The sequence below is a fragment of the Streptomyces sp. NRRL B-24085 genome, from assembly GCF_001282115.1.
Taxonomy (GTDB): Bacteria; Actinomycetota; Actinomycetes; order Streptomycetales; family Streptomycetaceae; genus Streptomyces.
Genome location: NZ_LJBR01000512.1, coordinates 1 through 12,310 on the forward strand (window position 1 = coordinate 1; position 12,310 = coordinate 12,310).

Sequence of the window (12,310 nt, forward strand, 5' to 3'; positions counted from 1 at the left end):
GCGCAGGAGCGGGGCGGGCACGAGGGGGGCGAACAGGAGCTAGGCGGGCAGGACTGAAATGCCCTGCCCTCGTAGCGTGTTCGCATGAACATGAGCCGTACGCAGGGCACGAGGGAACGTCTGGTCGTGATCGGCGGCGACGCCGCGGGGATGTCCGCGGCGTCGCAGGCACGCCGTATGAAGGGCCCCGAAGAGCTGGAGATCGTGGCGTTCGAGCGGGGTCACTTCACCTCGTACTCGGCGTGCGGCATCCCGTACTGGGTGGGCGGGGACGTCGACGGGCCGGACGGGCTGATCGCCCGTACCCCCGAGGAGCACCGGGACCGGGGCATCGATCTGCGCATGCGCACCGAGGTCACGGAGATCGACGTCGACGGGCGGCGGGTACGCGCGCGTGACCTCGATTCGGGGGCCGAGTACTGGACGTCGTACGACAAGCTCGTGATCGCGACCGGGGCCCGCCCGATCCGCCCGGACATGCCGGGGGCCGACGCGCTCGGGGTGCACGGGGTGCAGACGCTCGACGACGGCCAGGCGCTCATCGACACGCTGGCACACACGCGTGGCCGCAGGGCGGTGGTGGTGGGTGCCGGGTACATCGGCGTGGAGATGGCCGAGGCCCTGATCAACCGCGACTACGAGGTGACGGTCGTCAACCGGGGCAGCGAGCCCATGTCCACGCTGGACCCGGACATGGGCCGCCTGGTGCACGAGGCCATGGAGGGCCTGGGCATCACCATGGTCAACGACGCCGCCGTGACCAAGGTGCTCACGGACGGGGACGGCCGGGTGCGCGCGGTGGCCACGGAGGACGCGGAGTACCCGGCGGACGTGGTGGTCCTCGGCATCGGCGTCCGCCCGGAGACGACGCTCGCGAAGGCGGCCGGTCTGCCGCTGGGCGCCCACGGCGGTCTGCTGACGGACCTCGCGATGCGGGTGCGCGGCCACGAGAACATCTGGGCCGGCGGTGACTGCGTGGAGGTCCTCGACCTGGTGTCGGGGCAGGAGCGCCACATCGCGCTCGGCACCCACGCCAACAAGCACGGCCAGGTCATCGGCACGGGCGTGGGCGGCGGCTACGCCACCTTCCCCGGGGTCGTCGGCACGGCCGTCAGCAAGGTCTGCGACCTGGAGATCGCCCGCACCGGACTGCGCGAGAAGGACGCCCGTCGGGTGGGCCTCCAGTTCGTGTCGGTCACGATCGAGTCCACCAGCCGGGCCGGCTACTACCCGGGCGCCTCCCCCATGACGGTGAAGATGCTCGCCGAGCGCCGCACAGGGCGGCTGCTCGGCGTGCAGATCGTCGGCAGGGAGGGCGCGGGCAAGCGGGTCGACATCGCCGCGGTGGCGCTGACGGCGGGGATGACGGTGGAGCGGATGACGGCCCTGGACCTGGGGTACGCGCCGCCGTTCAGCCCGGTGTGGGACCCGGTGCTGGTGGCGGCCAGGAAGGCCGTGGCGAAGGTGCGGGGCTCCTGAGGGCTACGCCGTTCCGTTGATCCGCTCGATGGCCTGGCGGGCCTGGTCGGCGGGCGGGCGAGGCGGCAGCGAGGAGACGGAGGCGCTCGCGGGCATCGCGGCCGGCTGCTCACCGGCCGGCTTCGCGTGCGCCGCGGGCCGGGTGGACCTGAGCCGGTTGCTCACCGCCTCGTCGAGCGTCACCGGCCGCTGCATCTGGGCCGCCAGCCGCCCGGCCTCCTGACCGAGCCTGGCCACGTCCTCCCACGGCAGTCGCACCACCAGGGACAGCTCGGCCTCACCGTCGGGAAGAGCGTGCATCGGAGGCGTCGTACGGTCGTTCATCGCTGTTCCTCACGTAGTCCCCGCGGCCCGCCTTCCCCGTGCCGCGGGCGGTTGAGGAGACATACGCACGCGCGCGTGCGGGTGTTCACCGGAGCGCCACCGATTCGCCCGGCCCATCGCGGGCAGTACTTCCTTGTGGTCATCCCCGTCCATGACGTGAACCCCGTGCGCCGCACCCCCGTGGTGACGTACGCGCTCATCGCCGCGAACGTCCTCGTGTTCCTGTTCATGCCCGGCCTGGCCGGTTCCGTGGCGGGCGACAGCAGCCTCGCCCAGCTGTGCCATCTCCAGGCGTTCCTTGACCACTGGGCGGCGGTCCCGCAGGAGTTGATCCACCATCAGATGCCGCGGCTCGTCCCCACGGGCGACGTCGGCACGAGCGCGCAGGGCTCGGCGGGCTGCGTGGTGGCCCCGCCCGACTACGACAAGTCCCCCGCCCTGTCGGTCCTGACCGCGATGTTCCTGCACGGCGGCTGGCTGCATCTGCTGGGCAACATGCTGTTCCTGCTGATCTTCGGCAACAACGTCGAGGACCGCATGGGCCATGTGCGCTTCGCGCTGTTCTACGTCGTCTGCGGCTACGCGGCCTCGTACGGCTTCGCGCTTCTGAACGCCGACTCGGGCGACCCGCTGATCGGCGCCTCGGGGGCCATCGCCGGTGTCCTGGGCGCCTATCTGGTGCTGTACCCGAAGGCCCGGGTGTGGGTCCTGGTGCCGTTCCTGGTGTTCCTGCCGCTGAGACTGCCGGCCTGGCTGGTGCTGGGCTTCTGGTTCGTGCTCCAGGCGTTCTACTCGTCCGGCGAGGGCGTCTCCGCGGCGGGCACGGTCGCGTACGCCGCGCACGTCGTCGGTTTCCTCGCCGGGATGCTGCTCGCCTGGCCGCTGAAGCCGGGCACTCCCCCGCCGCCGGAACCGCGCGGCCTGCTGTTCGGCAGGAAGGCGCGGCCCCGGCACACGTGGTGAGGGCTCAGCGGGCCGTCCGCGTGTGGACGTACTCCACGAGGCGGGTCAGCGCGTCCGGGTCGGTGGACGGCATGACGCCGTGGCCGAGGTTGAAGACGTGGCCCTCCAGGTTCGCGGCCGAGTCCAGGACCTCGCGGGTCTTGGCCTCGACGGCCTCCGTGGACGAGAACAGGACCGTCGGGTCGAGGTTGCCCTGGAGCGCCTTGCCGGGGCCGACACGGCGGGCGGCCTCGTCGAGCGGGACGCGCCAGTCGACGCCGACGACGTCCGCGCCGGCCTCGCCCATGAGCTTCAGCAGCTCACCGGTGCCGACACCGAAGTGGATGCGGGGGACGCCGTACCCCGCGACCGCCTCGAAGACCTTCGCGGAGGCCGGCAGCACCGAGCGGCGGTAGTCGGCGGGGGCCAGGGCGCCGGCCCACGAGTCGAAGAGCTGGACGGCGGAGGCGCCGGCCTCGATCTGCACCTTCAGGAAGGCGGCGGTGATCTCGGCGAGACGGTCGAGCAGGTCGGCCCACAGCCCGGGGTCGCCGTACATCATCGACTTGGCGTTCTCGTACGTGCGGGACGGGCCGCCCTCGACGAGGTAACTCGCGAGGGTGAAAGGCGCGCCCGCAAAACCGATGAGGGGGGTCGGGCCGAGCTCGCGGGTCAGCAGGCCGATGGCCTCGGTGACGTAGGAGACGTCCTCGGGGGTGAGGTCGCGCAGCTGGGCCAGGTCGGCGCGGGTGCGGATCGGGTGCTCGACGACCGGGCCGACACCGGGCTTGATGTCGAGGTCGATGCCGATGGCCTTGAGCGGGACGACGATGTCGCTGTAGTAGATCGCCGCGTCCACGTTGTGGCGGCGCACCGGCTGGAGGGTGATCTCGGCGACCAGCTCGGGCCGGGTGCACGACTCGAGCATCGGGATGCCCTCGCGGACCTTGCGGTACTCCGGCAGTGAGCGCCCGGCCTGGCGCATGAACCAGACGGGGGTGTGCGGCACGGGTTCGCGGCGGCAGGCCTTGAGGAAGGCGGATTCGTACGTGGCTGACGGCGGCGTCTCGAGTGCACTCACGTCGGAAAGTCTCGCACGGTGCGACGAGTGCCGAGTGCGCGGTGTCCGTGTGGGCATGGGGCCGAGTCAGGGTGTCTAGGCCCGCACCACGCCCCCCTTCCCCTTAACCTTCCCGCATGGCTGCGGCACAGGGACGACTGTCGGACGACACGGGCGGAATGGACGACGCGAAGGGGAGTGACCGGGATGGGAGCGGTGCGGCTCCGCCGGCCTTCCAGGCCGCGGTGCAGGCCCTGCGCGCCAGTCGGCTGCGGCCGCAGATCGAGATCGAGCCGACACGGGCGCCCCAGCGGCTCGCCCCGCACGCGTACGCGCTGGAGGCGACGGTCGTCGACGGCGACCAGGATCTCGCCGACGGGCGTCTCGTGCTGCTGCACGACCCGGACGGCCACGACGCCTGGCGGGGCACCTTCCGGCTGGTGACGCTGGTGCGCGCGGAGCTGGAGCCCGAGATGGCCGCCGACCCCCTGCTGCCCGAGGTGTGCTGGTCCTGGCTGACCGGCGCGCTGGCGGCGCGCGGGCTGTCGTACGGCGAGCCGAGCGGCACCGTCACGCGGGCGAGCTCGCACTACTTCGGTGGGCTGGCCGAGCGGCCCGCTGCCTCGCAGATCGAGATCCGGGCCTCCTGGACGCCCCGCGAGGGCCTGGGCGGGGTGCCGGACACGGCGGGGCACCTCGCCTCCTGGTGCGATCTGCTGGCCCAGGTCGCGGGCCTGCCGCCGGCCGGACCGGGCGACGCCTCCGTGGTCACGCTCCCCCAGCGGCGGGACCCCCAGGCACGCTGACCGCCCGCATCCGGGGCGACGGCCACCCACATGGAGCATCAATTTGTCGATACGGCCACTTTCAGTCAGGAGTGGCCCCTCGAACGAACCGATATGTTCACCGAACGATCGACCGTACGTCCGAATTGCACTAATTGTTACTCACTAGATCGTGATCATTCCCTAAAGGACGCCGGGTTCGGTGCCGAAGACGTCTGTGACCTTCCAGCCGTCCCCACCCCAGGAGGCCCGGTGTCCGTTCTCCTCGAGCAGCCCGCAAGCCTGGTCGCCTACCGCCCCAACAAGCCCACCGCCATGGTGGTCGTGGCCGACCCGCGTGTCCGCTCCACCGTCACCCGTCACCTCTGGGCGCTCGGTGTGCGCGATGTCATCGAGGCCTCGTCCGTGGCGGAGGCCCGTCCCCGCATCGGCAGTCCCAGAGACATCTGCGTCGCCGACGTCCATCTCCCCGACGGCTCCGGCCTGACCCTGCTGTCGGAAACCCGCGCCGCGGGCTGGCCCAACGGGCTCGCCCTCTCCGCGGCCGACGACATCGGCGCCGTGCGCAACGCCCTCGCGGGCGGCGTCAAGGGCTACGTCGTCACCGGCACCCGGACCAACCTCGGGCTCCCCACCCGACCGGGAGCCGCCCCCATCGGCGCCGCCGCCGCCCGTATGCACCGCCGCCCCCCGGGTGCCCCGAGCCACCCGGGCGGCTACCGCGAGCTCTCCGGCCGTGAGGTCGAGGTCCTGCGGCTGGTGGCCGAAGGGCAGTCCAACAAGGCGATCGGCGTCTCGATGGGCCTGTCCGCACTGACCGTCAAGAGCCACCTCGCCCGGATCGCCCGCAAGCTCGGCACGGGAGACCGCGCCGGCATGGTGGCGGTGGCTCTCCGCACCGGAATCATCCACTGAGGCTCTGCACGCCTCACTGTTCACGGACGTGAACCAGGCCTTTCACCGGGCTGACTGGTTTACGACCCCCAGGCGCCTGCCGACGGAACGTTCCGTCGGCAGGCGCTGTCCATACACAGATACCCTTGACAGGTGACCGACGCCCAAGAGACCGCAGCAGACGTTCCACTGCGAACCACCGGAGGCGGCCCTCCGGACGATGGCGGATCTTCTGTCGCGGAGGCTCCGACCCCTCTGCTGGAGCCGCGTGAGGGCATTCCGCCCGTCATCGCCGACGAGGACTCGCTCGCCGAGGTGATCGCCGCGTTCGCCGCCGGTTCCGGCCCTGTCGCCGTCGACGCCGAGCGGGCGTCCGGCTACCGCTACGGACAGCGCGCCTATCTCGTGCAGCTCCGGCGCGCGGGAGCGGGGACCGCGCTGATCGACCCCGTGGCCTGTCCCGATCTCTCGGGCCTGGGCGAGGCGCTCTCCGGTGTGGAGTGGGTGCTGCACGCCGCCACCCAGGACCTGCCGTGCCTCCGCGAGATAGGCATGGTCCCCTCGCGCCTCTTCGACACCGAGCTGGCCGGACGGCTCGCCGGGTTCCCCCGGGTCGGGCTCGGCGCGATGGTCGAGGGAGTGCTGGGCTTCACGCTGGAGAAGGGGCACTCGGCCGTCGACTGGTCGACCCGCCCGCTGCCCGAGCCCTGGCTGCGCTACGCCGCGCTCGACGTGGAGCTCCTGGTCGACCTGCGGGACGCGCTGGAGAAGGAGCTCGACCGGCAGGGGAAGCTGGAGTGGGCGCTCGAGGAGTTCGACGCGATCGCCTCGGCCCCGCCGGCCGAGCCGCGCAAGGACCCCTGGCGCCGGACCTCCGGGATGCACAAGGTACGGCGGCGCCGGCAGTTGGCCGTCGTTCGGGAGCTGTGGGAGGCGCGGGACCGGATCGCCCAGCGGCGGGACGTGTCACCGGGCAAGGTGCTGTCCGATGCGGCGATCGTCGAGGCGGCGCTCTCCCTGCCGGCCAACGTGCACGCGCTGGCCGCGCTGAACGGCTTCGGGCACCGGATGGGCCGACGGCAGCTGGAGCAGTGGCAGGCCGCCGTCGACCGGGCCAGGGCGCTCCCCGAGGCGCAGTTGCCGCAGCCCGGGCAGCCGGTGACGGGGCCCCCGCCGCCGCGGGCGTGGGCCGACAAGGACCCGGCGGCGGCCGCGAGGCTGTCCGCTGCGCGGGCCGCGGTGTCGGCGTTGGCCGAGACACTGAACATGCCTCAGGAGAACCTGATCACCCCGGACACCGTGCGCAGGGTGTGCTGGGAGCCGCCCGCCGTGGTCAGTGCGGAGTCCGTCGGGGCGGCCCTGGCGGGATTCGGTGCTCGGGCCTGGCAGGTCGAGCAGGTCACCCCTGTGCTGGTGGCTGCGCTGTCCGCCTAGCTCGCGCAGTCCCCCGCGCCCGCAAGTGCGCTCACCTGGTCGCGCCTCGCATGAAGCCGTTGTAGATGAAGCGCTGCAAGGACAGGAAGACGATCAGCGTGGGCAGGATGACCAGGACCGCTCCCGCCGAGATGACCTCCCAGTGGGCCGCGTAGGGGCCCTTGAAGCGGAACAGCGACGTCGAGATCACGCCAAGATCTTCCGAGGGCATGTAGAGGAAGGGGATGTAGAAGTCGTTGTAGACGGTGATGCCCTTCACGATCACCACGGTCGCCGTCGCCGGCTTCAGCAGCGGGAAAATGATCTTCCGGTAGATCGTGAACGCGTTGGCGCCGTCCAGGCGGGCCGATTCGTCCAGGGAGATCGGGATCGAGCGGACGAACTGCAGGAAGATGTAGATCGAGACGATGTCCGTGCCCATGTAGAGGACGATCGGCGCCCACAGCGAGTCGAACATGCCGAAGCTGTTGACGATCTGGAAGGTCGCCACCTGGGTGGTGACGCCGGGGACCAGCGCGGCCGTCAGGAAGAGCGCCACCACCAGCTTCTTGAAGCGGAAGGTGAAGCGGTCGATGGCGTAGGCGGTCATCGAGCCGATCAGGACCGTGCCGCCGACCGAGACCAGCAGGATGATCGCCGTGTTGGTGAAGGCGGTGAGCATCCCGCCGTCCTGGAAGGCCGCCGCGTAGTTGTGGAAGTTCAGCGGGTCGTCGGGGAGTTGGAGGGCCCCGCTCGTGTCCGCCATCTCCCGCTCCGACTTGAGCGAGGTCAGCAGGACGACCACGAGCGGCAGCAGGACGACCGCCGTCGCGGCGATCAGGGACAGCTGGACCAGGGCGCGGCTGAGCGTGCGGCGGGTCATGCCAGGTCCACCTTGTCGTCGGGGACCAGGCGCCCCTGCACCCAGGTCACCAGCAGGATGATCAGCAGCAGGACGACGGCGGCCGCCGAGGCCAGGCCCGTCTTGTTGAAGCGGAAGGCCAGGTTGACGGTCTGGATCACGAAGGTCTCGGTGCCGGTCGCGCCGCCGGTCATGATGTACGGGATCTCGAAGACGGAGAGCGAACCGGAGATCGAGAGGATCACCGTCAGCGTCAGGACCGGTTTGATGCCCGGCGCGATGATGTACCGGAACTGGTGCCAGCGGCCCGCCCCGTCCAGCTCCGCGGCCTCGTACAGCTCCCCCGGGACGGACTGGATCGCGCCCAGGAACAGGACGAAGTTCAGGCCCAGGTAGCGCCAGACCGAGACGCCGGCCAGCGAGGTGTTCGCGGAGGCCGGGGTGCCGAGCCAGGCGTGGTCGGTGTGCACCCCGAGCAGGCCCAGCACCGAGTCGAGGGTGCCGCCGTCCTGGAAGAAGTAGAGGAACACGAAGCCGATCGCGACCCCGTTGACGAGGTACGGGAAGAAGAGCACGCCCTTGAAGAAGTTCCGGAAGCGGACGTCGAAGCTCAGGACCGTGGCGAAGTAGAGCGCCAGGACGATCTGGACCGCGGAGGCGGCCAGGTAGTAGCCGCTGACCCAGAAGACCTCGAACAGGTCGGGGCGGGTGAAGACCTCCTCGTAGTTCTCCACGCCGGTGTAGTGCAGGACGGGGCTGACGCCGTCCCAGTCGGTGAAGCTGTACGCCAGCATGTTGACGATCGGCGCGTAGGTGAAGGTGATCAGCAGGGCGAGCGGGGCGATCAGGAACAGCCAGGGGGTGACGCCCCGCCAGGCACGGGTCCGGCGCGAGGCGGGCGCCGGGACGGGGGCGGCCGGGATCACCTCCGCGACCGCCTTGTGTGTCGTGTCCGTCATCAGGACCCCAGGTTCTTCTGGGCGTCCGTCCAGCGCTTGCTGAGGTCGTCGAGGAAGCCGTCGAGGCTGCCCTCGCGGGCTCCGCGGGCGAGGTCGACGAGGTTCTGGCGGTACTCGGGGGCGTAGATGCCCACCTCCGAGTCGCTGTCGATCTGCTTGACGCGGGCGCCCTTGGAGTCGTCGACCTCGATGAGCTTCACGCCCTGCTCCTCGTACGGCTTGAGGACCTCGGGCAAGGGGGCGTTCCTCAGCGGCGAGATGGCCAGGTTGTCCTGCCCGTACGTGGACTTGTCGGTGAACCAGTCGATCCAGGCGCGGGCGGCCTCCTTGTGCTTCGAGTGGACGTTGACGGCCTGGTTGTAGTCCGGTGCGACGGTCGCGCAGAACTTCCCGTCCGTCTGGGACGGGAAGGGCATGAAGCCGATGTCGTCGGGGTTCACTCCGGCCTTCTTCGCCGCGTCCCGGAACTGCACGATCGCCCAGGTGCCGAGCCACTGGGTGGCGATCTCGCCCTTGGCGGTACGGGGCTTGGACTCCTCCCAGTTGCTGGTCGTGGGGTCCTTCTCGACCAGGCCGGCCTTCACGATGTCGTGGAGCAGGGTGTCGCCGACGCGCAGGTCGGCGCCCTTCGCCCACGGGTCGGCCTCGGCGAGCTCGGTGGTGGCCTGCGGGTCGCAGTGGACGGCGCCGTCGACGTACGTCCAGGAGGTGAGGGTCCAGCCGGCCGCGAAGTTGGTGTAGTAGGGGATCGCGTCGGTCTTCGCCTTGATCGCCTTGAGGTCGGCGATGAACTCGGCCGGGGTGGTGGGCCATTCGGTGACCCCGGCCTGCTGCCAGATCCGCTTGTTGTAGACGAATCCGGGGGCCACGCCGATCGGGCTCTGCCCGTAGACCTTGCCGTCGACGGTGGTGTAGTCGGTGAAGCGGTACTTCTCGGCGCGCTCGGCCTGGGTGCCCAGGGAGGCGAAGAACCTCGGGTAGTCGGCCTTCTTGATGACCGCGGGGATCAGAAGGACGTCACCGTAGTTCTCGGTGTTCATCCGGATCTTGACCTCGGCCTCGTAGTTCGTGAGGGCCTCGAACTCCACCTTGACCTTGGGGTACGTCTTGTTGAACGCGGCGGCGTACTTCTTCATCGTGCCGTCCTGCACGAGGTCGGTGCGGACGGTGAGGACCTTGATGGTGCCGGTGACCTCCGACGGATCGTCAGGTGCCGTGGCGTCGGCGCCCTTCGACGATCCTCCGGTGCCGGTGCAGCCCGGCAGCAGCAGGGCGGCGCTCACGGCCACGGTCAGGGACAGCGCTGTACGGCGGTTCATGTGCATCAGCTCCGTTCACGGGACGGACGAGCACGAGCGGGTTGGCTGGTTCGGTACTCTGACAACGTTTTCTTAACCGGTAAAGTCCGTATCTCGCCAACGATGACAGCGCTGCCGAAAAGCTTCCGCAGTAACGGACTTGATCGGTTTAGGAGTGCGTAGATGCTTCAGGCCACACCGCTCACCGAGGGATGGATCCTGCGGCACGAGGGGGGTGGGCTGCCGGCCGTCGTACCGGGCTGTGTGCACACCGATCTGCTGGCGGCGGGGGTGATCCCGGATCCCTTCCTCGGGCGCAACGAGACCGAGGTGGCGTGGGTGGGGCGGCGGGAGTGGACCTACGAGCGGGACCTCGCACCGACGAACGGGCACGAGCAGACCGACCTCGTCTTCGACGGTCTCGACACCGCGGCCGAGATCCTGCTCGACGGCTGGCTCCTGGGCCGGACGCGGAACATGCACCGCTCGTACCGCTTCGACGTGACCGGCATGTCCGGGCGCCTCGCGGTGCGGTTCGCCTCCGCCTACGCCGAGGCCGAGGCGGTGCGCGGGAGACTGGGCGAGCGGCCGGCCGCGTACGCCGAGCCCTATCAGTACATCCGCAAGATGGCCTGCTCGTTCGGCTGGGACTGGGGGCCCACGCTGGTGACGGCCGGGATCTGGCGGCCGGTGCGACTGGAGCGGTGGTCGACGGCCCGGATCGCACGGGTGCGGCCCCTGGTGACGGTCGAACGGGGCGTGGGGGTCGTCGAGTTGCTGGTGGACGTGGAGCGGGCCAGGGTCGAGGCGCCGCTGACGGTGGAGGCTTCGGTGGGCGGGGCGCGGGGGCACGCCGCGATCGAGGGGACCACGGGGAGGGTACGCCTGGAGGTGCCGGAGGCGCGGCTGTGGTGGCCGCGCGGGTACGGGGAACAGCCGCTCTACGACGTTGAGTTGACCCTGCTCCACGAGGGCCGCCCGTTGGACGTGTGGCGGCGCCGGATCGGCTTCCGGACGGTCGAGGTGGACCGGTCGGCCGACGAGCACGGCACGGGGTTCACGTTCGTGCTGAACGGTGAGCGGCTCTTCGCACGCGGTGTGAACTGGATCCCGGACGACGTGTTCCCGTCCCGGATCACCCGTGCGCGGTACCGGGAGCGGCTCGGACAGGCGGCCGACGCGGGCGTCGACCTCGTACGGGTGTGGGGCGGGGGGATCTACGAGAGCGAGGACTTCTACGACGCCTGCGACGAGCAGGGGCTGCTGGTCTGGCAGGACTTCCCGTTCGCGTGCGCGGCCTATCCGGAGGAGCAGCCGCTCAGGGGTGAGGTGGAGGCGGAGGCCCGGGAGAACGTCGTACGGCTGATGCCGCATCCCTCGCTCGTGCTGTGGAACGGCAACAACGAGAACCTGTGGGGCTTCCGGGACTGGGGCTGGGAGGCGCGGCTCGCCGGGGACTCCTGGGGCGAGGGGTACTACCTGGGCGTACTGCCGCGGGTGGTGGCCGAGTCGGACCCCACGCGGCCGTACACGGCGGGCAGTCCCTGGTCGGGTTCGTGGGAGCGCCACCCCAACGACCCCGCGCACGGGACGCACCACTCGTGGGAGGTGTGGAACCGCCTGGACTACGCCGGGTACCGCGACGACGTCCCGCGGTTCGTGGCCGAGTTCGGCTGGCAGGCACCGCCCGCGTACGCCACGCTCGCGCGTGCGCTGCCCGGGGAGGAGCTCGCGGCGGACTCCCCCGGGATGCTGCACCACCAGAAGGCGGACGACGGCAACGGCAAGCTCCGGCGGGGCCTGGAGCGACATTTCGCCTTCCCCGAGGGGGACTTCGACCGTTGGCACTACCTCACGCAGGTCAACCAGGCGCGGGCCGTGGCCGCCGGGATCGAGCACTGGCGCTCGCACTGGCCGGTGTGCGCGGGGACCGTGGTCTGGCAGCTCAACGACTGCTGGCCGGTGACGAGTTGGGCCGCGGTGGACGGGGACGGGCGGGAGAAGCCGCTCTACCACGAGCTGCGGCGACTGTATGCGGATCGGCTGCTGACGGTTCAAGTGCGCGCGGAGGGACTGGCGTTGGCGGTCGTCAACCAGGCGGGCGAGGCGTGGGCCGGGGTGCTGCGGCTACGGCGGATGTCGATGGAGGGTGAGGTGATCGGCGAGACGGAGGTCCCCTTCCGCGCGGCCCGGCGGGCGGTCGAGAAGGTGGCGGTGCCGGCGGAGGTGGTGCCGGTGGGGGCGAAGGAGTTCCTGGTGGCGGACGCGGGGGGAAGCGCCGGTTCGGGGCGGGC

General features: G+C 70.7%; 11 protein-coding genes. 6 read left to right on the top strand and 5 right to left on the bottom strand.

The genetic code is table 11. The annotated features are described in order from the left end of the window. The first annotated feature begins 84 nt into the window (after window positions 1-84). Entirely contained in the window at window positions 85-1,479 is a 1,395-nt protein-coding gene (locus tag AOJ26_RS38120; RefSeq protein WP_053852923.1) for an FAD-dependent oxidoreductase, read from the top strand. A 3-nt stretch (window positions 1,480-1,482) separates the two neighbouring features. Here the strand turns inward: AOJ26_RS38120 and AOJ26_RS38125 are convergent, their stop codons facing one another. Beyond that, a complete protein-coding gene (locus AOJ26_RS38125) occupies window positions 1,483-1,803 on the bottom strand; it encodes a hypothetical protein (RefSeq protein WP_053852924.1) in 321 nt (106 codons plus the stop codon). A 135-nt stretch (window positions 1,804-1,938) separates the two neighbouring features. On the opposite strand from AOJ26_RS38125, the gene AOJ26_RS38130 reads away from it, so the two are divergent. Next, the gene (locus tag AOJ26_RS38130; RefSeq protein WP_053852925.1) at window positions 1,939-2,766 is read left to right on the top strand and encodes a rhomboid family intramembrane serine protease; all 828 of its coding nucleotides are present in this window, start codon (window positions 1,939-1,941) and stop codon (window positions 2,764-2,766) included. Window positions 2,767-2,770: 4 nt separating this feature from the next. On the opposite strand, the gene hemE is transcribed toward AOJ26_RS38130, so the two are convergent. Beyond that, complete coding sequence (hemE, locus tag AOJ26_RS38135) at window positions 2,771-3,826, bottom strand: uroporphyrinogen decarboxylase (RefSeq protein WP_053852926.1); 1,056 nt, start codon at window positions 3,824-3,826, stop codon at window positions 2,771-2,773. A gap of 158 nt (window positions 3,827-3,984) precedes the next feature. Between hemE and AOJ26_RS38140 the strand changes: the two genes are divergently transcribed. From AOJ26_RS38140 to AOJ26_RS38150, 3 genes are all read left to right on the top strand, one after another. Next, window positions 3,985-4,611, top strand: a complete 627-nt coding sequence (locus AOJ26_RS38140) for a DUF3000 domain-containing protein (protein WP_053852927.1) — start codon at window positions 3,985-3,987, stop codon at window positions 4,609-4,611. Between the two features lie 231 nt (window positions 4,612-4,842). Then, window positions 4,843-5,505 (top strand): response regulator transcription factor, encoded by a 663-nt coding sequence (locus AOJ26_RS38145; protein WP_007385400.1) that lies wholly within the window; start codon window positions 4,843-4,845, stop codon window positions 5,503-5,505. A gap of 132 nt (window positions 5,506-5,637) precedes the next feature. After that, on the top strand, window positions 5,638-6,918 hold the full coding sequence (locus tag AOJ26_RS38150) for a ribonuclease D (RefSeq protein ID WP_078960184.1): 1,281 nt from the start codon (window positions 5,638-5,640) through the stop codon (window positions 6,916-6,918). Window positions 6,919-6,949: 31 nt separating this feature from the next. Here AOJ26_RS38150 and AOJ26_RS38155 read toward each other — a convergent pair whose 3' ends face one another. Genes AOJ26_RS38155 through AOJ26_RS38165 form a run of 3 tightly spaced genes read right to left on the bottom strand, consistent with a single transcriptional unit; the run spans window position 6,950 to window position 10,037 of the window. Then, complete coding sequence (locus AOJ26_RS38155; protein ID WP_053852928.1) at window positions 6,950-7,780, bottom strand: carbohydrate ABC transporter permease; 831 nt, start codon at window positions 7,778-7,780, stop codon at window positions 6,950-6,952. After that, window positions 7,777-8,718: a carbohydrate ABC transporter permease gene (locus tag AOJ26_RS38160; RefSeq protein WP_053852929.1), complete on the bottom strand. Its 942-nt coding sequence runs from the start codon at window positions 8,716-8,718 to the stop codon at window positions 7,777-7,779. The genes AOJ26_RS38155 and AOJ26_RS38160 overlap by 4 nt, the downstream gene beginning before the upstream one ends. Then, window positions 8,718-10,037 carry an ABC transporter substrate-binding protein gene (locus AOJ26_RS38165; RefSeq protein ID WP_053852930.1) on the bottom strand — a complete coding sequence of 440 codons (1,320 nt, stop codon included), beginning with the start codon at window positions 10,035-10,037 and terminating at the stop codon, window positions 8,718-8,720. Before AOJ26_RS38165 ends, AOJ26_RS38160 begins: the two co-directional genes overlap by 1 nt. A gap of 162 nt (window positions 10,038-10,199) precedes the next feature. Here AOJ26_RS38165 and AOJ26_RS38170 point away from each other — a divergent pair. Continuing rightward, window positions 10,200-12,310: glycoside hydrolase family 2 protein (locus AOJ26_RS38170; RefSeq protein WP_053852931.1), on the top strand; the 2,111-nt coding region annotated here is incomplete at its 3' end.